Origin of the sequence: Methanococcus vannielii SB, assembly GCF_000017165.1 — an archaeon.
GTDB classification, from domain to species: Archaea; AGJL01; Methanococci; order Methanococcales; family Methanococcaceae; genus Methanococcus; species Methanococcus vannielii.
In genome coordinates this window covers 960,203-979,443 of sequence record NC_009634.1, presented here as the reverse complement: position 1 = coordinate 979,443, position 19,241 = coordinate 960,203, and the positions used below count along the sequence as shown (strand labels likewise).

The window sequence follows — 19,241 nt, the reverse complement described above, 5'->3', positions numbered from 1 at the left end:
AAATTAAATCAATTTTAATTCTTCTATTTTTTCCATTAAAATTTTTAAATCGGTTTTTTTTGAAATTTCTTTTTCATCTGCTATTAATTTATTTAAAAGAATTACTAAGTCAGTTATATCCTTTGAATTTTCAATTAATTCTTTTATATATTCTAAATCCTGAACATAAGGTGCTGTTTCTAATATTAATTCGTTATTTATCATTTTTTCACCTCTTAAATACCATTACGGTATTATAATATTTTATAATAATTTATAGTAGTTTTAGTACTTTATAACAATATTTTCAGTTATTCAACCTTTCTTTTAGATTTTCCTTCAAACCTATCTCTTATTGCAATTTCTGAAATAATTCCTGTAATTTCTCTTTCCAGATGTTCTGTTTTAACGTATGTTTTATATAGTAAAAAAAACAGTGCAATTATTCCAAAGTATACTAATACATCAATTCCTCTATCAATTCCAAGCGGTTTTGCAATATACGATAAATATTTTGGAAACACTATCATAAAAAGTATGGTAATCCCAAAAATTGCCCATAAAATAGCTACGAATGGGGAAATTGAACTTTTTTTAGCCTGTTTTATTAATTTTAATATTGCTAAAATACCTAAAAATATTCCAATATTTTGAACAAGTTCCATTAATTACACCTCGATATATTTATTTCTACAATAATTTTATATATATTTAATTTATAACTAATGAAAAATGCCGGTGGTTTAATGAGACATCTGATTTCAATGAGGGACATCGGGCGAGATGATATTCTTCGTATTTTGGAAGAATCTGAAAAAATGGAAGCTGTTTTAAATGAAAAGGGGCATTCTGATATATTAAACGGCAAAATTTTAGCAACTCTTTTTTATGAGCCGTCTACAAGAACGAGATTGTCTTTCGAAACTGCAATGAAAAGGCTTGGTGGAAATGTTATTGGTTTTACAGATATTTCAAATACTTCGGTAACAAAAGGCGAGTCTTTAACTGATACTATAAAAGTAATAAGTGGATACAGCGATTTAATTGTTATCCGGCACCCTTCAGAAGGTGCTGCAAGACTTTCAAGTGAGGTTTCAGGTGTTCCAGTAATAAATGCAGGCGATGGCTCAAACCAGCATCCAACACAAACACTTCTTGACTTATATACTATAAAGCGAGAAGTTGGTAAAATTGACGGCTTAAAAATTGCATTTATTGGCGACTTAAAATATGGTAGAACTGTTCATTCATTATGCCAAGCGTTATCTCTGTTTAAAAATGTGGAACTACGCCTTATTTCTCCAGATGAATTAAAAATACCAAGGGAAGTTTTAGAATATATTGATGGAAAAGTTTTACTGAGTGAAACTAGTGAAATTAATATTGAAGATGTTGATGTAGTTTACATGACAAGAATTCAAAAAGAGAGATTTATTGATTTAAACGAATATCAAAAAGTAAAAGGTACCTACAGGCTTTTAAAAGAGCACGTTTTGGAAAAAAATTTAATAATAATGCACCCGCTTCCAAGGGTAGATGAAATCGATTCAAAAGTCGATAGTTTAAATCAAGCAAAGTATTTCAAACAGTCTTTTTACGGAGTTCCGGTTAGAATGGCGATTTTAAGCCTTTTATCAAAAGATTTGCAAAAATAATCTGATTTTATATGTTTATTTTGGTAATTTATAACTTTTAAAAGCAGTTAATTTTTTATACTATTATGTCAATCACATATTATACTCGCATACTCTCTCAAAACATAGTATAATACAAAGGAAAATCACTATTTTTTTGAAAAATCAATAAATAAGGTGTAATTATGGCAATATGGCAAGGAACAAGTAAAAGAAAATCAACAGGCGCTAAATTAAGGCTTGTCACTAAAAAGCATAAAAGAGAAATGGGAAGGCCTGCAGTAGAAACACACATTTCAGCAGTAATCAAAAGGAAAATTGTAAGATGTAGGGGCGCAAACTTAAAAGTTAAGTTAGAAAAAACTAACTACGCAAACGTCTTTGATCAGGTAAACAAAGTTTGTAAAAAAGTTTTAGTAACAAAAGTTATCGACAACAAGGCAAACAAACACTATATTAGAAGAAACGTAATTACAAAAGGCGCAATAATCGAAACAGAAATGGGTAAAGCAAAAGTTACCTCAAGACCTGGACAAGATGGCGTTGTAAACGCTGTTTTATTATCCGAATAATCTAATTTTTATCTTTATTTTTTATATTACTCTTAATTTTTTTATTTTTTATATATTCATTTTAAATTATTTCAATTTAAAAAAATAGATGTTTTATTGTTATATTTTTAAGTTAATAATTATTTAATTCAGTATTTTCCTTTACTTTTAACCTTTTAACCATCGAAAATTTTTTTCCACCGCATTCACAGGTTAACTCCTCGATTCTTTTAATTTTATCCCCGACTTCATGGATTTTTTCGCATTTCATACACCTATAATATCTTAAAGTTGGTTTTAATTCTCCAGTGTATATTTTTTTAAAATCCACTTCAATTTTTTTTAAATTTTTCCCGATAAGTCGTGCTAAAAATGTAGTGTTTCCAATAATTTCGGTTCCTTCATAGAAGTTAAATCCTGGAATTAATTCATAAATTAGAAAGTTCATATTGTTAATTGACTTTTGAAGTTCAATGTATTCTTCAACGGGTTTATGGGAAAATGCAAGGTATAAAACACCATCATTTCCAAGTGCCTCAATTCCTCTTGACATAAATAACACTGCACCGTTTAACGTGTAGGGTGGATCGGTAAATACGGTATCAAATTTTTCATGCAGCTCTTTTGGAAGCTCGTTTTTAAAATCCCAGTGAATTGTTTTAATATTTAAATTTTCTTTTTTTGAAACTTCTAAAATAAGATTAAGTAACCTTTCATCGATATCTAAAACAACAACTTCCTTACAAAGTTTAGTCATTGCAGTTGGAATTGACGCTAAATCATCGTCCCCAATAAATAAAACCCTTTTTCCTTCTAAATCACCCCGGTCAGCCATGATACATGCTCTTTTAACTGCTGTTTCAGGTGTTGCAAAGGACTGGTCTATCATCGTATTTACTTGGGGCCTTAATTTAGCATAGTTTTCATGCCTTTTTAATATTTTTTCAAATTTTTCATCAAATACTATGTTTCCCCCGCTACAAACTGGGCATTTAAGGTCTGATTTAAGTTTTAATCCCAACTGCGTTTCAACAAAATCAATTCCTTCTTTTGAAAAAATGGCTCCCCTTTCACCCCTTTTCAATAATCCTTCCCTTTCAAGAATGGTACGAACTTTAGAAACAATTGGGAGCGGTAACTTGACATATTGCCCTATTTTCTTCGTTGAAATTGGCTGGTTTCGATATATACATCGAATTATATCTTCAATAGCTCTTTCACCCTCTGAAACACTTACATTTCTGGCTATTCTTTTTAAAATAGTTTTTTTAGCACTAATATCTGTTTTTTCCGTAGGTTTACCCATACTGCCGATAACTTTCATAATTCACCATTTTGACGATAATTTTAACGTAGCGGTTATATTATTAATAATACTATAAAATACTATTAAAAAAGTAAGATATATATTAGTAAAATATTGGTAAAAAACTTTTACAGTAAGTGGTAACCTATAAAATAATATATTTAAATTTATAAATTAATTTGCCCTAAATGAAAAACGTGCCAAGGGGGTGATTCGAACACCCGACAACTGGATCTTCAGTCCAGCGTTCTCCCAGGCTGAACTACCTTGGCTATCTTTAATTAAATCCACAATTAAGCATATCTTTCTTAGTATATATACTTTTTGTAAAAAGGTTTATATAGTAGAATGTTAATTGTTATTGTGCGGTCAAGTAGTAAGACAGCGAGCCTCCTTAGCTCAGTAGGTAGCAGCGATGGACTGTTAATCCATAGGTCGCAGGTTCGAGCCCTGCAGGAGGCGCCATTTTTCTAAACATTTAAACCAGATTAATCGAGTTGTGGGCTCGTAGCTCAGGCTGGTTAGAGTGCTCGGCTCATAACCGAGTGGTCATGGGTTCAAATCCCATCGGGCCCATACAATGAATGAAAAGTTAAACTTGCTCCGGTGGTGTAGTCCGGCCAATCATGCTGGCCTTTCGAGCCAGCGACTCGGGTTCAAATCCCGGCCGGAGCATTTTATTTTTAAGTGCAGGGGTTGTCGAGCCTGGTCAAAGATGCAGGACTTAGAATCCTGTCCAGTAGTGGTTCCAGGGTTCAAATCCCTGCCCCTGCATTATATATTAACGGGGCAGATACCCACAAATATAATACCTTCACATCTGTGGCCGAGGTAGGGTAGTGGCTATCCTGAAGGACTGTGGATCCTTCGACCCGGGTTCAATTCCCGGTCTCGGCCCCATTTTTATTATGGGCATATTAATTTATTAATTTAAATCAATAAATATATATTAGTAATAGTTATAGTAATTAGGCATATATTCGATTGATTATTTTTGAACATAATTTTTAAATAATTAACAAAACTATTTTTTCTAAAAAGACAATCAATTTAAAAAAATTATTTTAGCATATTTAATTTAGCATATTTAATTTAGCATATTTAATTTAGCATATTTAATTTAGCATATTTAATTTAGCATATTTAAAAAACGGTGAAAAACATGAAAATTATTGGAATACTTGGAATTCAAGGAGATATTGAAGAACATGAAATAGCTGTTAAAAAAATAAACTGCATTCCAAAGAGAATACGGTCAGTAAGTGATTTAGATGAAATTGATGCTTTAATTATTCCGGGTGGGGAAAGCACTACAATTGGAAAATTAATGGTAAAATATGGATTTATCGAGAAAATTAGAAATTTAGATATTCCAATACTTGGAACCTGTGCAGGAATGGTTCTTTTATCAAAGGGAACCGGAAAAGAACAACCTCTTTTAAAAATATTAAACGTAACAATTAAAAGGAATGCATATGGTAGTCAAAAAGATAGCTTTGAAAAGGAAATAATTTTAGATGGTAAAAAACTAAATGCAGTATTTATAAGGGCACCAATGGTCGATAAAATTTTAGAAAAAACAGTTGAAATTATTTCAAAAGATGGTGAAAGTATTGTTGGAGTACGGGAAGGAAATATAATGGCAATATCATTTCACCCTGAACTTTCAAATGATGGTATTATACTTTATGAATATTTTTTAAAAAATTTCGTTGAAAAAAATTAAAATAATTCTATTTATTTTCCTTTCCGTTTTTCAAATAATTCATTTAATTCGGAACTAACATACGGATTTGAACTATCTTTATACATCATAAGCTTTTCAAATAGTTCATCGCTTATTTTTCCAATACCTTTTATTTTAAAGAACTTTATTAAGAAAAGTTTTGAATCGTCATGTGCAGTTTTTAAGTAATCTATAAGCTTAGTTCCCACTTCTTCAAGTAATTTAGGATTTTCTTCAAGTTTACAAATATATAATACTTCAAGTGCCTTTTTAAATACTATCCATTTTTCATCATCTTTTATAAGTCCTAAAACCTTTTCACGAATTTCTAAATTACTTGAACAATCAAAGTCAAGTTTTATAATTTCCTTTAATAATTCAAGAACCTGAATTTGTATACTAATGTCCTTTGAATCTAAAAGCTTTGAGATTAATGGTAAATAAAATTCTTTTTCACCACTTAAAAGTATAGTTTCAGTAAACCATGACTGATTAGTATTCATTATTGTTCTTAAAAATCTTTTAGCGTCATGTGAAAGTAATGGATAGTCTTTTTCAGAGTAAATCATTTCTGAAATAACTTTTAAAACTTCAAATTTATTTTTATTTATTTCATCTAAAAGTTCAAAATCGCCCTCTTTTAAATTACTGTTCATTATATACAGCATTGAAATTCCAATAATCAGGGAATTTTTAGTTTCAAGGGGGTTAAATCGTAAAAAATCTGAAAAATTTACTTTTACATAAGTATCAGTTCTGTAATCTTGAGTTATAAGGTAATTTAATGAAGAATATATTTCTTTCCAGTTCTGTGTTTTAACGTCAATTTTTTTTGGTAATTCATCTTTTTTACTCTTAAGATATTCAATAAGTTCTTTTTTCTCAGCTAAAATTCTAACTGCACTGGAATTTTTCACATGCATTAATATTTCCATTGAAAGCTCCGTAATTTTATCATCTGCTTGAGGATATATTAAAAATTCATTTACTACCTTCATTATTTTAGAATTTAATGTAAATCCTTCAGAAATATAACTTAAAACTTCTTTTAATCTATAAATACGCCTTGGAATCATTAATTCTTTTAAATCAGAATAAATGGCTTTTTCCCTAATTTCTGGAACTTTTTCAAAATTATTACGCATTAAATCAATAATTTCTCTTGCAAGAGGGTATTTATTTTCTATTTTTTTTAAGTCTGAAAATATGTAAAAGTAATCCTCATTTACAGTATTACTTTTTAAAAACTCAAGTAACTTTAAAATATTTTCTTCATCATTTTCAGAAATAAAATGCCTTAATTTTAATTTTAAACGTAAAATTGCAGGTTTAGTCATCCCCTGTTCAGATACTGCTTTTTTTAAGATTTGGTATCTTTCATCAATACTATTTTTCTCATAATCAAGTAAATATTTTGAATCAGGGAATTTTTCAAGTGTATTTTTCGATATTTTTCGAACTGTTTGAAATTTATCTGTAATATACTTAGTAATAAGTTCTTTTTTTAATTTATTTTGTAATTCGTAATTTTCTAAAATTTCAGGATATTTTTTAATTAATTTATTATAAAATATAGAATAAAGAATTCTAACTTCAAAATGGAAGTCATCAAAATTTGGTAGTATTTCTAAAATAATTTTTTTTGAAATATCACTACGCCTATCAAGAATTATTAAAAGTGCCCAAATTCCAACTGTTCTAACAAGATAAGATTTGTCATTAAGTAATTTTTTAATAACGTTATAAGTAAAATTTGTATTTTTTGGAATTACGTATAATAAATTTCCAATCTTTATCCCGTAATTATATCTTTCAAACCAATCTTTTGATTTAAGGTATTTTTCAAAATCCTTAAATTGACTATATCTTATACCTTCGTCAAGATTTAAAAAGTCTTTTATTAATTCTTCATTAAAATAAGGATTCAATTCAACTTTAAAATTATCATATTCACCTATTGAACACAATACATTAATTGTAGTATAATAACAAATAGAATTATATTTCATTAACGCTTTTACATCTTTTGAATTCATTACTTCTTTAATTCTTAAATTTAACTCATTTTTCCCCATTAATGAAAAAAAATAAAGTGATTCAAGGCAATAGTAACTTGTAATGTAATTTTTAAACGTTAATGAGGTTATAATATTATTTTTAATAATTTTTGAAGCTTTAGATGTATCCACGTTAAAAATTGAAATTATTTTTGAATAACTAGAAAGCAAAACTGCATCATATATATCTTCTTTAGACAATTCTTCGATATTTTTAATAATTTCTAAACAATAATATTTTGAAAGTTCAATATCATTATTTAGTATTTCAACTAATATTTTTGAATTTTCTTTAAGAGTAATTGCAGAAATAAACCTTATTTTTTTATCTGGACTTTTAAGATTATTTAATAGTTTGATTGCATCTTCTTTATTTATTTTATTCTTTAAACTAAAAACTGCAAGGTTATTAAATGAATTTACGTCTAAAACAGTATATTCACAATTTAAATCTTCTAGTAAGAATTTTAAGTCTTTTAAAATTGATCTATCAATATTTTCAAATCCATCTATAATTCCTTGTGAGACTACTTTTAAAAGCTTGTATTTTGAGTTTATAGAAATCATTGAAAGTTCAAGAAGGGAATTTTTAAGATATTCTGGCGATGAAAGGGAAATGAATCCTAAACTAAGTAGTGAACGCATAGCTTCAAGGCCATTTTTTGAATATAGATTAGATGTGTTTTTAACAACAATATTATCGATTATTTTTGGGTCAAGGGATTCTATAATCTGTTCTGAAACTTCTTTTATGATATTATTTGAAAACTGTGCATTTATGTATATATAAACTAATAAATACTTTGTAATATTGGGATATTTTGAAAATACTAATTTTAGCGAGTTTAATAGGCTTAAACTAACAGCAATATTTTGGTCATTATTTAAGTAAATAATTTTTTGGAGAATATTTTTAATATCGATTTCCCCAAGGTAACTTACAATTTTTGAAGCTTCAACCCTTTCTTTATAATTATTTGAGCTAGCGTATTTATTAAATAATTCTAAAAGCTCTTTTGAGTCCATTTCTTTGTACATTTTTCCCCTTTAAATGACTAGTTAGTTATTTAGGCATTATTTAATTAATAATTAATAATTATATGTTTTTTATAAACCTTGAAAATTTTTTGATACCTTATTAATTTTACCGAAAAATTCCGATTTATCCGTACAAATTATTCATGAAATTTTTTTATTTTTCCAATTAAATTCTTAAAATTTTTTACCTACTTTTATTGTACGATTTTCATGAAATAATATCTTTTTTACTCTATATATCGATTATTATACATTTTAATCACATGTTAATTTAATGTTAAATACATAACAAATTAATTTGAATAAAAGCTAATTTTGAACGTAATATTATATACTTACTAAAATTTATTTTGAAATATGTTAAACTTTACTAAATTACTTTTAAATTCATAACGTAATTTATATATACCGTTTTTATGTAAAAGTTTAGTGTAATCTTTAAAAGGTGGTATATTGAATAGAAAACTCTTTTTAGCTTCGAGCATGATCGGATTACTTTTAGTCCTATCATTTAGTGGCTGTATTGATTTTGGATCTGAAGAAACAAAAGTATTGAAAATATTTCATGCTGGAAGTTTAGCAGTCCCATTTGAAGAATATGAAAAAATGTACGAAGAACAGAATAAAAATGTTGATGTTCAAAGGGAAGCTGCAGGTAGTGTTGCATGCGTTAGGAAAATAACTGATTTAAATAGAAATGCACATGTACTTGCATCTGCGGATTATAAAGTAATTCCTGAAATGATGATGCCAGAATATGCAGATTGGTATGTAATGGTCTCAAAAAATGAAATTGTTATTGCATATACTGAAATGAGTAAGTATAATAATGAAATTAATGGTGAAAACTGGTACGAAATTTTTAAAAGAGACGGTGTAAAATACGGATTTTCAAGTCCAAATGACGATCCTTGCGGGTACCGAACTCAAATGATAATCCAGTTGTCAGAACTTTACTATAATGATTCAACAATATATGACGAATTAATACTTGCTAATACTAACTTTAAAGTTGATGAAAATGACGATGGTACGTATCTTATAAGAAGTCCCAAGTCAATCACTGTAAATGAGGAACGGGTATTTTTAAGAAGTAAAGAAGTAGACCTCTTAGGCCCGCTTCAAGCTTACGCATATGATTACCTGTTTATATATAAGAGTGTAGCAGACCAGCACGGTTTAAAATACGTTGAATTACCAAATGAAATAAATTTAGGGGACTACAAAAGTGAAGAATTTTATTCGAAAGTAAGTATAACGTTAGAAGGCCAAAATGCGACTTACATGGCAACACCAATAGTTTACGGGTTAACGGTTCCTAAAAATGCAGAAGATAGGGATTTAGGAATTAGTTTTGTTAAACTTGTGCTAAACCATCCAGAAGTATTTGAAAATGCAGGACAACCTGCAATTAACCCTGCAATCGGGGTTGGAAATGTTCCAGATGAATTAAAATCCCTTGTAACAATGGGTTAAATATAAATTCTTTTAAATAATTTTTTAATTTATTTTGAAATTCACTGTTTTTATATGTTCAAGAACTTTTATTGCACTCATTGCAACCCCTTCAACTTCAATTCCACCAACCCCTTTTACCCCATCGCCAACTAGGAAAAAATTATCTTTGATTATCGGGTTTAAATCAGTCCCATTTGAAGCATGGTTTACTGGCCAACCATTGTTGTAACTTTGAATGGATAATATTTCGTAATCTTTATCAATAAAAAGATTTTCAATATCCTCTAAAACAATATCTATTTCAGATTTAGTGTTACTTTTAAGTTGTGTTGCATGGAGCATTATTAAGTTATGGCCCTCTTTTGCAAGACTTTTATCTACATTTGAAGGCTGGTTTAATCCATTTATTCGTTCTGAATCGGCGGTAAAAATTACGCTTGCGCCATTTACCATATTAGATTTAGTTGCTACATTTACTTTTATTCCTTTTGAAGGAACCGGCTTTTTTTGAATGAAATTAATATTTGACATTTTCTCAGTTTCAGTTGGAGAAGCATTACTAATAATTATATCAAACTCTTTAGAATCAATGTATCCTTTATTCTCTTCAATTTCTATTTTTGAAACTTCATGGTTTAACAGTATTTTACCATTATTTTTATTAATTATTTCAACTAAACTATCAATTACTCCTTTGCATCCCCCAATCGGAATTCCGGGGCCTCCAAATTTACTATGGAGCTTTTGTATCTCCAAAATTTCAGACATCGGCGTTTCATATGCATTTAAACTTAGTGCCCAGCCTGTAAATGAATTTCCAACTAAAAGTGCAGTTGGGCACCCTTCTAAGAACTCGCCAAACGATATATTTTTATCTACCCGTCCAAATTTTAAATTTGCAGCAAGTTTTAATGCGTTTAGTTTTTCTTTAGTAGTTACCGTCTTAAAAAGGTCTTTATAGATGTGATTTTTTCCATTTAATCTAAAATAACCTTCCGGTTCTGCATTTACTATTTTTACGTTACTTCCAATATTTTTTAAAGCTTGCGCAAGGTATCCGTCATTTCCATGGGGTATCATATGTAGGGCTCCAGTAGTTATCTGAAATCCTTTATAAGGGATATTTGTAAACCTTCCACCAATAAAAGGGAGACGTTCATAGATTGTAACATCGTGTGTTTTTGATAGTTCTGCCCCACACAAAAGCCCGCCAAGTCCCGCACCAATAATTCCGATTCTCATAAAAATCACTTAAAAACGTTAAAAAATATAGGATTTAAAAAAGTATTATTTAACCATACATCGTGGTTAAGTGGGCAATTCCTTCTTCGGATTTTTCTTTTTTACCTGTAACCTTTAAAAGCGCTTCTTTAAAGTCTTTTGTTGTTACGTATTCCCTTCCTTCCCGTATCGCAAACATACCTGCTTCAGTACATACTGCTTTAATGTCTGCACCGACCATATTTTCAGCCATTTTTGCAATTTCTCTTAAGTCAACGGATTTAATGTTCATTTTATCGGTGTGTATTTTGAATATTTCAAGTCTTCCATCTTCATCAGGAGCAGCTATTTCTATAATTCTATCAAATCTCCCAGGTCTAAGGATTGCAGGGTCTAAAATATCAGGCCTATTCGTTGCAGCAATTATTTTTACATCGCCTCTTGAATCAAAGCCATCCATTTCAGCAAGAAGCTGCATCAAGGTTCTTTGAACTTCCCTATCTCCGCCTGTTAAAGATTCCGTTCTTTTACTTGCAACTGCATCGATTTCATCAATAAAGATGATACAAGGTGACTTTTCTTTTGCAAGTTTGAATACGTCCCTTACAAGTTTTGCCCCTTCTCCAATGAACTTTTTAACAAGTTCTGAACCAACTACCCTTACAAATGAAGCATTGGTTTCACGAGCAACAGCTTTTGCAAGCAGTGTTTTTCCAGTTCCGGGTGGCCCATAAAGAAGCACCCCTTTTGGAGGAACAATTCCTACTTTTTCAAAAAGTTCTGGATTTTTAAGTGGAAGCTCAACTACTTCTTTAATATCCCTTATTTGATTATTCAATCCACCGATATCTCCAAATAATATATCTGGCTTTTCTTCGAGTTCCATTGCCATTGCACGATAGTCTTTTTCTTTTGGAAGTACTTCAACAACTGCGAGAGTTTGCTGGTTTAAACAAACCCGTGCACCCGGAACTATGTCATCTGGCTCAACAAATTGTGAAAGGTTTACAAGGAAATTTGGGCCTGTAGAACTTTTTACAACTGCTTTTCTTTCATTAACTCTATCAAGAACTGTTCCAAGTATCAATGGCGGAATTCTTAATTTATCAAGTTCTCGCTTTAATATTTCATTTTCTTTTTTAATTTGAACATTCTCTCTAGTAATGTCTTTATTTTTTAATTCTAACCTTAAAACTTTACTTTCAAGCTCTGCAAGGTATGCTTTTTCTTTAAATTCTTTTAAATCCATTTCATTTTTTTGAACGTCAGTAGAATAATCGTCTGGGTAAGTCATACTTTACCTCCGATAATTGTGTAAAATAGTCCGACATGAGTATAAGAGTTCTCGCAAAATAAGTCATTAGTTTAATTATCTTTTTGTAAATTGGTATTCGCATATGTTTATAATTTATTCAGACTATATAAATTTATTGATATAGTATTTAAGAGATAAAATAGATACTATTAAATAATTGAAATGAGATTGTCTAATGAAGCATTTGCGAATCTAATGCTACAGAATCTCGATAAATAGGCTAAAAATATCTTTAAATTTAATATACTAAGGTGTATGTATGCAATGTGAACTCTGCGGGAAAGAGGTTAAGGATATCTTTAAAACAAGGATAGAAGGAGTAGATATGAATGTTTGCGAAACTTGTGCAAAGTTTGGAATTACTCCAAAAGGATATTCTAGAATGCCAAAGGCAGTATTCAATGTCACTTCGGACAAAAAAGAAAAAACTTCAAAGAAGCCTAAAAAAGACATGTTTGATAGCTTAAAAACGATTGTCGAGGACTACGGCACATTAATAAGGGAAGCAAGGGAAAAAAGAAATATGACGCTAGAAGGCCTTGCAAGAACAGCCGGCATTAAAGAATCACTCCTTCACAAAATCGAAAGAAATGAAATTGAACCGGAAGAAAAATACGTTAATATTCTTGAAAGAGAGCTTAAAATATCACTTTACGAAGAAGGAACTTATAATTACGAATCAAAAGATGAAAATGCTGATTTTACACTTGGGGACTTTGTAAAAATCAAAAAAAGGTAATTAATTTTAAATGTAATTAATTTATTGAAGTTCCTTTTACATTTTTTAAAAGGGCATTATATATATTTCTTTTTTTACTTCCATTAAAAATTATGGTTTTAACGCCTAAATTATAACATTCCATTACTTTTAAGTGCATTCCTCCGGTTACATCTTCTTTGTTTGAAGGTTTTAACGATTCTAGCACTTTATTAATATTTGATGAATCTATTTTTTCAATTACCTTAAATTTAGTATCCCATACACCATCAACGTCGGATGCATGAAGACTCAGATCAGGATTTAGTTTTTTTGAAAGGTGGGGGAGTGCATGGTCTCCAGAAAATATCTTGAAATTATTTTCCCTTTCATCAATTACAATATCCCCGTGAATTACGGGAATTAAATCTTTTTCAAGCATCTTTTCAATAGCATTTGTGTCAAAACGTAAGTTTAAATCTTTGTCAAAAGTGATAAATGAGGAGGGCTGTATTGAAACTACCGGAATTTCAAAATTTTGTAGTTCATCAATTACGATATTGTTGAATTTTCTCATTGCTTTTTGAATTTCCCAGTATCCTTTGCCCATATCTACAAATTTTCCATTTTTTAAATATTTTTTAGCAACAGGATGGCCAAAAGAGCCTCCTCCGTGAACAATAATTAATTTTAGGTTTATTTCTTCTTTTCTGTAATATTCAAGGGCTTCTTTTATTTCGATTCCAATATTCTGTAAATTTTCCCAATTAATTGAATATGGAACATTTTTATCGCAAAGGATACTTCCGCCAAGTTTTAAAATTGCAAACATAGTTTATACCAAAAAAAATAGATTATTCGGGTTTTCTTGTAAAGTACGGCAAGTCTTCATTAATTGTTATTAAAATAGATTTTTCAATTTCCTTCATTTTTTCCAAAATTAAATCTTTTCCAATACTGCTAAGTGCAAATATTGGAACACTGCTTCCAGCTTGTGCTTTTATTTTAAGTTCCTTTGATTTTAAAAGATTTTTTGAAGCACATGCTGAAATCAAGTCAATATATTTTAGATAGTTATCATACTCTAAAACACTGTTTTTAGTTGTATGGACACCAAAAGTTATAATATTTATAGATTCGGTTTCTAATTCTTTTATTTTGGGAGCATCATTTAAATTTGAAACAGAAACGCCTATTTTTTTAAATCCCTGTTTAATTGCAAGTTTTACGCCTTTTATTTGGTTAATTTCAGCGTCTTCCTTTGAAAGTACGATTCCGCCAGCATTTTCAATTTTTTTAATTACTTCTGGAATTGGTGTAGTTTTGATAATCCCTGAAATTCTCCCACAAAGTCCCTGAACAAGTTCTGGATTATTAGTAATAACCGTTCCAGCACAGTCTGATACGATAACTACTGCATCTAAAAATCCTTTATTTAATGCAGTCATAAAAATTTCAGAGGTTCCAAAACCAATAAGTTGTGTACTATCTAAAACAACCCGATCTTTTGTAAATAACCCGAAACTCTTTATCCTAAATTCAATGTTTTCAAAAATTGAGTCTTTTGTTAGTTTTTCAATCCCTCGAAGCTTTGCAAAAAGAGGACAATACGAAATTTGAGGGTCGCTTATATCTATAATTTTTCCATTTTTTACAAGTACGGTGGCATTACCTAATGCTTCCATTACGTGTATATCTTCTTTATTCAATTAATAACACCTATTGCATTATTTTTTAGATGCATCGTCTCTTACAACTTTTTCAATTATCGTGTTTGATGGAACAGCCATAACTTTACTTTCACAAAGTCTTACTATTTTCCCGCCAACTTTTCCAACTTTTTCCTTTAAACTTGCAAGAACTTTAGCATAATCATCGTCTAAGTCTCTTTCTAAGTTTATCGTGTTTGCTATAACTAAGTAGCCTGCTTCAGTTAAAACAGCTATGTCAGTTGCATCTTTAAAATCTTCTAAGTCACATACTTTTATTTTAATTACATTGGATCCTTCATATCCCCTTACTGGAATGTCCACGTATTCCTCAATTGGCACAGGATTATTTGTTTTTAGTGTATCTCCGCCCGAAATCATTTTTTTTATTTTTTTGAACACCGAAATCACCTTTTTAATATTTCTGTAATCGTGCCTACAAGCTCACTAATGCCTTCATAAGTGGTCGAGGAGGTAAAAAAGACCTTGTTATCTAATCTTTCCCCCACGTATTTCTGCAATTCTTGTCGCTTGGTAATATCTATTAAATCACATTTATTAATTACTACTATAATAGGTTTTCGATATCTAAATTTCAATAAGTGGTGCAATTTTTCGAAACTTTTGAATAATTCCGTGCTTGCATCCACTACATGGATTATTAAGTCTGAAGTATCAATTTCTTCATAAGTTTTTTCAAGCACGCTTCCAACCATTATTACAGACTTTTTTTCACCAAAATAAAGTCCCCCAAGGTCCACAAATGTAATATTTGCAAAATCAGGGTTAATCTTTTGTTTACCTATTTTTATTTTTCCCCAAAACTTTTTAACAGGCATTTTTGTAGTCCCGCCTACTTCCGAAACTTCTGAAATGTTTTTTCCAAAAATTGAGTTTACAAGTGATGATTTTCCAGAGTTTTCAGGCCCGACAAGTACTATTTTAAAATTATTTTCTTCCATACTTCTCACTATATTTTTCACTATTAATTGTTAAATTATAAATTATAGTTTTTACATATTAATAATCCTCTATAAAATATATGCTAGATTTTATGAATTATGTGATTTTTATGAAAACAGCAGTCGTGTTTGATGCATCTGGAACCCTTTTAGGTATAAAAAGAATCGTAAAAAATGTTAAAACGCAGAAATTTCTATGTAACTGCCAGACCGTTGATATTGTAGACATGAAAAAGGGGAGAAGCCTCATAATTTTAAAGGAAAATCCGCTAAAAGTTTTACAGTCTGAAAATCCAGATAAATTAATTTCCGATTTTTTAAATGGTGTTAAATGGGGAATATCCTACTGTAATCCCCCAATAAATAAGAATGGAGTTCTTAATGATGTGACTACCAAAGTAAAAGAACTTCAAGACCCCTTAAATGTATTAAAAAGATTTGAAATAGAAACGGATTACGGTTCTGCAATTATTGTAGACACTATTCGTGGAAATATCGAATATACTATTGCAACTGGAGGATATGTATTTTCTGAAGCTTACGATACCATAAAAAAACTTGAAGAAATGGGTGTAAGTACATTTATCGCTTCAGGGGACAGTAAATTATTTATTGAAAAGCTTGGAAATGCAATTGGGGTTGAAAACAGTTGCTTGGTTTCTGAAGCTCACCATAATTTGAAAAAAGACTTTGTTATAAACTTGAAAAATGAAGGGTACAAAGTTATAATGGTGGGGGATGCTTCAAACGACGTTCCAGCAATGATTGAGAGTGATTTATCCGTTGTAACTTTACAAAATGGAAATGTATCTAAAATAGCGCTGGAAACCGCAAAAGTAAAGATTGAAAATATTTCAGAAATTATTCCAATTACAAAAAATTTTTTAGAAAAAAAATTTAACAAACAAAAAGTATTAAAAAATAAAAATGTTAAAAGGTAGTTACTTTTCCTTCGACAATTTTTTCAGTTACGTTTTGAATATTGTCAAGCCATTTTTCTGCTACTTCTGTAGCTTTTTTAGTAACGTCGTCTAATGTAAATCCGTTTTCTGGAATAACTTCAATACTTAAGATTTTTGGTTCAGTAATTGGTTTACCGATTTGGCTTAAAATCCTTATCTGGCATTCTTTTACTTCTTCAAGTTCTGCAACGTCTGATGCGATGATATTTGATAAAATATTGTAGATTTTTCCAATATGATTTATCGGGTTTTTACCACTTGTAGCTTCCATACTCATAGGCCTAAATGGAGTAATAAGTCCATTAGCTCGGTTTCCTCTACCCACGGATCCATCGTCACCCATTTCTGCAGAAGTTCCAGTGACTGTTAGGAAAATACACTCTTCATCATCCGCAGTGTTTATAAATACTTCTAACTCATGACCGTTTAAGTATTTTTGAGCATTTTCAACAACTTTTTTGTGGGCCATTTCTTTTACTTTTTCATATTCTTCAAGGGAGTCTGCGTATTTATCTACAACTGCCATTGCAATAGTTAATGTAATTTTTTTACCTTCCCTAAGTCCCATGACTTTGATATCTTCACCAACTCCGGGGACAATTGCTTTCAATTCAGCACTATTTAATAACTTTTCAGTTTCTAAAACGATTTTTTCAGTAGTACTAAGTGGAGCATGACCTACGCCAAATGAAGTATCATTTGCGTGTGGAATTTCACTTCTTTTTCTATCAAATACTTCAACTAAGTCAACTGAGCCTTGTCCAATTCTACAATCTACAACAACGTCTTTTTCAAGGTCAATATTTCTTAAAGCTTTTTTTAAATACTCTCTTGCAGCATTTACTGCAGTAGTGTTAACAGGCAATTTAACAATTTTTCCAGTTTCTTTATCCAATACTTCCGCAGTAGCTCTTCCGGAAAGTAAAACGTAAATTGGGTTTATCATACAGCCGCCACCAAGTTTTGGGTATGCATAACCTCCAACAAGCTCAACTTGATCAGTATTGTGGTGTAAAACTACACCTAGTTTTTCTTTGTACATCTTACACAATGCAACGCTAACACTTTCTGCAATGCCATCGCAGATACTGTCAGGGTGCCCGATTCCCTTTCTTTCTACGATTTCTACAGGGGTTTCGTCAATTGGGGTTCGTTCTAATTTTTTAACTACAATATTTGCCAAATAACATCACCATTTTATTTCAGTAATTGCGATAAAAATACTAAAACCATAATTGAGTTAATATTATTTAAACTTACCTTTTAATTGAAAAACCTTAAAATTTCGATTTATAACTTAAATTTTATGATTTTAAAGATTTTTACTTATTTTTTCTATTTTTAAGAGCTTTTCAACAATTTCTAATGAATTTTGACCCAATATTCTAATCATTGGTTCATTACCATTTTCACCTAAATCATATATTATATCTAAAGATGTATCGAAATGATTTTCATAAGGTATTTTCATAAGGTATTTTTGAAATGCTTCTGTAATCTCTAATTCCATAGAAATATTTTTTAGTTCATCTTTCCTATTAAAAGAAGAAATTTTAAATTCTGATGCATGATTTTCTTTTAAATATTTTAAAAGTGGTTTATCGTATTTTATATTCATACAGGCCCTGATTTTAGGATTGAATTCTTTTGCAGAAAGAATTATCCGTGAAAGATGTTTTGATGCTCCAAAATGGACGTTTCCAACAATACTGTGGCCACCAAGCCTGTTTTTTATAATCTTGCCAGATATTGCACATACATCAAGATAACTCTTTGGTAAAAGCGTACTTTCTGCAATATTTGAACCAACTTCAGGAATTAGTGAAAAATCCATTTTTTTAATCAGATTTACTGCATTTAAAACACTTTTTTCAACCGAATCCTTATTTATCCACACTGGATTTGAACTGTACCCGTATTTGGTTTTTTCAGCATATATAACTGAACCAAGCACAAATTCTTTTGCTTTTTTAATGGATTCTTCAAAAGAGTTTCTTTCCGATAAAAAACAAGTTATTGCAGAAGAATAAACACATCCTGTTCCATGAACTTCTTTTTTTACATATTCACCAGGAATTTTAGTCTCTTTAGCTCCTTTTTTATTTTCAATATTATTTACTTTTAAAACGTCAGTTTGTCCAGTAATAAGAATATTTAATTTATCTAAATTTAATTTCAAACCGTTTTCAGGGAATCTTTTTAAAATTTCAAATTCTCCCGCATTTGGTGTAATTAGGTAGCATTTTTCAAAAAATTTTACGTATTTTTTAAATAGTTTGGAATCTACAAATTCAAAATTGGTGGTTGACTTTAAAACCGGATCACAAATTATTTTTAAATCATATTCTTTCAAAAAATTTAAAAGAACATCAATACATTCTCGAGTCATTACTCCCGTTTTTACATATTCAATATTAAAATCTTCAAAAACTGCCTCAAACTGTGATTTTATTTCTTTTTTTGGCAAATCTCTTTTTAAATAAACTTTATTATTATTTTGGGGAATTATTGAAGAAATTATTGAAATCGGGTTTTTATTTAATTCTTTTATCGTTTTTACGTCAGCAATTATTCCTGCACCTCCACTTGGGTCAAAACCTCCAACCGAAAGAATATTCATGAATAT

18 protein-coding genes and 6 tRNA genes are annotated in these 19,241 nt (G+C 29.8%); 11 read left to right on the top strand and 13 right to left on the bottom strand.

The genetic code is table 11. The features are described from left to right. Nucleotides 1-3: 3 nt before the first annotated feature. Together MEVAN_RS04920 and MEVAN_RS04915 are read right to left on the bottom strand one after the other, a co-directional pair. Nucleotides 4-204 (bottom strand): hypothetical protein, encoded by a 201-nt coding sequence (locus MEVAN_RS04920; protein WP_012065793.1) that lies wholly within the window; start codon nucleotides 202-204, stop codon nucleotides 4-6. Nucleotides 205-290: 86 nt separating this feature from the next. Further along, nucleotides 291-644 (bottom strand): DUF2304 domain-containing protein, encoded by a 354-nt coding sequence (locus MEVAN_RS04915; RefSeq protein ID WP_012065792.1) that lies wholly within the window; start codon nucleotides 642-644, stop codon nucleotides 291-293. An 81-nt stretch (nucleotides 645-725) separates the two neighbouring features. On the opposite strand from MEVAN_RS04915, the gene pyrB reads away from it, so the two are divergent. Both pyrB and MEVAN_RS04905 read left to right on the top strand, forming a co-directional pair. Further along, nucleotides 726-1,634 (top strand): aspartate carbamoyltransferase, encoded by a 909-nt coding sequence (gene pyrB / locus MEVAN_RS04910; RefSeq protein WP_012065791.1) that lies wholly within the window; start codon nucleotides 726-728, stop codon nucleotides 1,632-1,634. A gap of 164 nt (nucleotides 1,635-1,798) precedes the next feature. Next, the gene (locus MEVAN_RS04905; protein WP_012065790.1) at nucleotides 1,799-2,185 is read left to right on the top strand and encodes a 30S ribosomal protein S8e; all 387 of its coding nucleotides are present in this window, start codon (nucleotides 1,799-1,801) and stop codon (nucleotides 2,183-2,185) included. Nucleotides 2,186-2,297: 112 nt separating this feature from the next. Here the strand turns inward: MEVAN_RS04905 and MEVAN_RS04900 are convergent, their stop codons facing one another. Beyond that, entirely contained in the window at nucleotides 2,298-3,488 is a 1,191-nt protein-coding gene (locus MEVAN_RS04900; protein WP_012065789.1) for a bis-aminopropyl spermidine synthase family protein, read from the bottom strand. A 180-nt stretch (nucleotides 3,489-3,668) separates the two neighbouring features. Next, nucleotides 3,669-3,742, bottom strand: a tRNA-Phe gene (locus MEVAN_RS04895). 116 nt (nucleotides 3,743-3,858) lie between these two features. On the opposite strand from MEVAN_RS04895, the gene MEVAN_RS04890 reads away from it, so the two are divergent. The 6 genes from MEVAN_RS04890 to pdxT all read left to right on the top strand — a co-directional run bounded on the left by MEVAN_RS04890 (nucleotide 3,859) and on the right by pdxT (nucleotide 5,196). Beyond that, nucleotides 3,859-3,935, top strand: a tRNA-Asn gene (locus MEVAN_RS04890). Between the two features lie 36 nt (nucleotides 3,936-3,971). After that, nucleotides 3,972-4,046, top strand: a tRNA-Ile gene (locus tag MEVAN_RS04885). A 24-nt stretch (nucleotides 4,047-4,070) separates the two neighbouring features. Then, nucleotides 4,071-4,145: transfer RNA gene (locus MEVAN_RS04880), tRNA-Glu, on the top strand. Nucleotides 4,146-4,159: 14 nt separating this feature from the next. After that, a tRNA-Leu gene (locus MEVAN_RS04875) sits at nucleotides 4,160-4,244 on the top strand. Nucleotides 4,245-4,295: 51 nt separating this feature from the next. Beyond that, nucleotides 4,296-4,370, top strand: a tRNA-His gene (locus MEVAN_RS04870). Nucleotides 4,371-4,632: 262 nt separating this feature from the next. Continuing rightward, nucleotides 4,633-5,196 carry a pyridoxal 5'-phosphate synthase glutaminase subunit PdxT gene (gene pdxT, locus MEVAN_RS04865; RefSeq protein WP_012065788.1) on the top strand — a complete coding sequence of 188 codons (564 nt, stop codon included), beginning with the start codon at nucleotides 4,633-4,635 and terminating at the stop codon, nucleotides 5,194-5,196. A gap of 11 nt (nucleotides 5,197-5,207) precedes the next feature. On the opposite strand, the gene MEVAN_RS04860 is transcribed toward pdxT, so the two are convergent. Continuing rightward, nucleotides 5,208-8,291: a hypothetical protein gene (locus tag MEVAN_RS04860; RefSeq protein ID WP_012065787.1), complete on the bottom strand. Its 3,084-nt coding sequence runs from the start codon at nucleotides 8,289-8,291 to the stop codon at nucleotides 5,208-5,210. Nucleotides 8,292-8,774: 483 nt separating this feature from the next. On the opposite strand from MEVAN_RS04860, the gene wtpA reads away from it, so the two are divergent. Further along, nucleotides 8,775-9,767: a tungstate ABC transporter substrate-binding protein WtpA gene (gene wtpA / locus MEVAN_RS04855; RefSeq protein ID WP_012065786.1), complete on the top strand. Its 993-nt coding sequence runs from the start codon at nucleotides 8,775-8,777 to the stop codon at nucleotides 9,765-9,767. 24 nt (nucleotides 9,768-9,791) lie between these two features. On the opposite strand, the gene MEVAN_RS04850 is transcribed toward wtpA, so the two are convergent. After that, nucleotides 9,792-10,991: an NAD(P)-binding protein gene (locus tag MEVAN_RS04850; RefSeq protein WP_012065785.1), complete on the bottom strand. Its 1,200-nt coding sequence runs from the start codon at nucleotides 10,989-10,991 to the stop codon at nucleotides 9,792-9,794. Between the two features lie 49 nt (nucleotides 10,992-11,040). Then, nucleotides 11,041-12,264, bottom strand: a complete 1,224-nt coding sequence (locus MEVAN_RS04845; protein ID WP_012065784.1) for a proteasome-activating nucleotidase — start codon at nucleotides 12,262-12,264, stop codon at nucleotides 11,041-11,043. A 280-nt stretch (nucleotides 12,265-12,544) separates the two neighbouring features. Here MEVAN_RS04845 and MEVAN_RS04840 point away from each other — a divergent pair, with 280 nt between their 5' ends. Beyond that, nucleotides 12,545-13,024: a multiprotein bridging factor aMBF1 gene (locus tag MEVAN_RS04840; protein WP_012065783.1), complete on the top strand. Its 480-nt coding sequence runs from the start codon at nucleotides 12,545-12,547 to the stop codon at nucleotides 13,022-13,024. A gap of 16 nt (nucleotides 13,025-13,040) precedes the next feature. Here MEVAN_RS04840 and MEVAN_RS04835 read toward each other — a convergent pair whose 3' ends face one another. From MEVAN_RS04835 to MEVAN_RS04820, 4 genes are read right to left on the bottom strand one after another with little or no spacing between them, the layout of a single operon-like run. Further along, nucleotides 13,041-13,814 carry an isopentenyl phosphate kinase gene (locus tag MEVAN_RS04835; protein ID WP_012065782.1) on the bottom strand — a complete coding sequence of 258 codons (774 nt, stop codon included), beginning with the start codon at nucleotides 13,812-13,814 and terminating at the stop codon, nucleotides 13,041-13,043. 22 nt (nucleotides 13,815-13,836) lie between these two features. Further along, nucleotides 13,837-14,667, bottom strand: a complete 831-nt coding sequence (locus MEVAN_RS04830) for a methanogenesis marker 8 protein (RefSeq protein WP_048059240.1) — start codon at nucleotides 14,665-14,667, stop codon at nucleotides 13,837-13,839. A 42-nt stretch (nucleotides 14,668-14,709) separates the two neighbouring features. Beyond that, on the bottom strand, nucleotides 14,710-15,093 hold the full coding sequence (locus MEVAN_RS04825) for a cell division protein SepF (protein ID WP_012065780.1): 384 nt from the start codon (nucleotides 15,091-15,093) through the stop codon (nucleotides 14,710-14,712). Between the two features lie 5 nt (nucleotides 15,094-15,098). Then, nucleotides 15,099-15,653: an Era-like GTP-binding protein gene (locus MEVAN_RS04820; protein WP_012065779.1), complete on the bottom strand. Its 555-nt coding sequence runs from the start codon at nucleotides 15,651-15,653 to the stop codon at nucleotides 15,099-15,101. Nucleotides 15,654-15,763: 110 nt separating this feature from the next. On the opposite strand from MEVAN_RS04820, the gene MEVAN_RS04815 reads away from it, so the two are divergent. Then, on the top strand, nucleotides 15,764-16,594 hold the full coding sequence (locus MEVAN_RS04815; RefSeq protein WP_012065778.1) for an HAD family hydrolase: 831 nt from the start codon (nucleotides 15,764-15,766) through the stop codon (nucleotides 16,592-16,594). Here the strand turns inward: MEVAN_RS04815 and MEVAN_RS04810 are convergent. Further along, nucleotides 16,584-17,798 (bottom strand): methionine adenosyltransferase, encoded by a 1,215-nt coding sequence (locus MEVAN_RS04810; RefSeq protein ID WP_012065777.1) that lies wholly within the window; start codon nucleotides 17,796-17,798, stop codon nucleotides 16,584-16,586. The genes MEVAN_RS04815 and MEVAN_RS04810 overlap by 11 nt on opposite strands. A gap of 129 nt (nucleotides 17,799-17,927) precedes the next feature. Beyond that, nucleotides 17,928-19,235 (bottom strand): bifunctional hydroxymethylpyrimidine kinase/phosphomethylpyrimidine kinase, encoded by a 1,308-nt coding sequence (locus MEVAN_RS04805; protein ID WP_012065776.1) that lies wholly within the window; start codon nucleotides 19,233-19,235, stop codon nucleotides 17,928-17,930. Nucleotides 19,236-19,241 lie beyond the last annotated feature (6 nt).

Coding starts and splice junctions, on each gene's coding strand:
- MEVAN_RS04830 (WP_048059240.1), bottom strand. CDS start 14,667: ATGGAAGCATTAGGTAATGCCACCGTACTTGTAAAAAATGGAAAAATT.
- pdxT (WP_012065788.1), top strand. CDS start 4,633: ATGAAAATTATTGGAATACTTGGAATTCAAGGAGATATTGAAGAACAT.
- MEVAN_RS04845 (WP_012065784.1), bottom strand. CDS start 12,264: ATGACTTACCCAGACGATTATTCTACTGACGTTCAAAAAAATGAAATG.
- MEVAN_RS04820 (WP_012065779.1), bottom strand. CDS start 15,653: ATGGAAGAAAATAATTTTAAAATAGTACTTGTCGGGCCTGAAAACTCT.
- MEVAN_RS04905 (WP_012065790.1), top strand. CDS start 1,799: ATGGCAATATGGCAAGGAACAAGTAAAAGAAAATCAACAGGCGCTAAA.
- MEVAN_RS04840 (WP_012065783.1), top strand. CDS start 12,545: ATGCAATGTGAACTCTGCGGGAAAGAGGTTAAGGATATCTTTAAAACA.
- MEVAN_RS04900 (WP_012065789.1), bottom strand. CDS start 3,488: ATGAAAGTTATCGGCAGTATGGGTAAACCTACGGAAAAAACAGATATT.
- MEVAN_RS04815 (WP_012065778.1), top strand. CDS start 15,764: ATGAAAACAGCAGTCGTGTTTGATGCATCTGGAACCCTTTTAGGTATA.
- MEVAN_RS04860 (WP_012065787.1), bottom strand. CDS start 8,291: ATGTACAAAGAAATGGACTCAAAAGAGCTTTTAGAATTATTTAATAAA.
- MEVAN_RS04915 (WP_012065792.1), bottom strand. CDS start 644: ATGGAACTTGTTCAAAATATTGGAATATTTTTAGGTATTTTAGCAATA.
- MEVAN_RS04805 (WP_012065776.1), bottom strand. CDS start 19,235: ATGAATATTCTTTCGGTTGGAGGTTTTGACCCAAGTGGAGGTGCAGGA.
- MEVAN_RS04920 (WP_012065793.1), bottom strand. CDS start 204: ATGATAAATAACGAATTAATATTAGAAACAGCACCTTATGTTCAGGAT.
- MEVAN_RS04850 (WP_012065785.1), bottom strand. CDS start 10,991: ATGAGAATCGGAATTATTGGTGCGGGACTTGGCGGGCTTTTGTGTGGG.
- MEVAN_RS04835 (WP_012065782.1), bottom strand. CDS start 13,814: ATGTTTGCAATTTTAAAACTTGGCGGAAGTATCCTTTGCGATAAAAAT.
- wtpA (WP_012065786.1), top strand. CDS start 8,775: ATGATCGGATTACTTTTAGTCCTATCATTTAGTGGCTGTATTGATTTT.
- pyrB (WP_012065791.1), top strand. CDS start 726: ATGAGACATCTGATTTCAATGAGGGACATCGGGCGAGATGATATTCTT.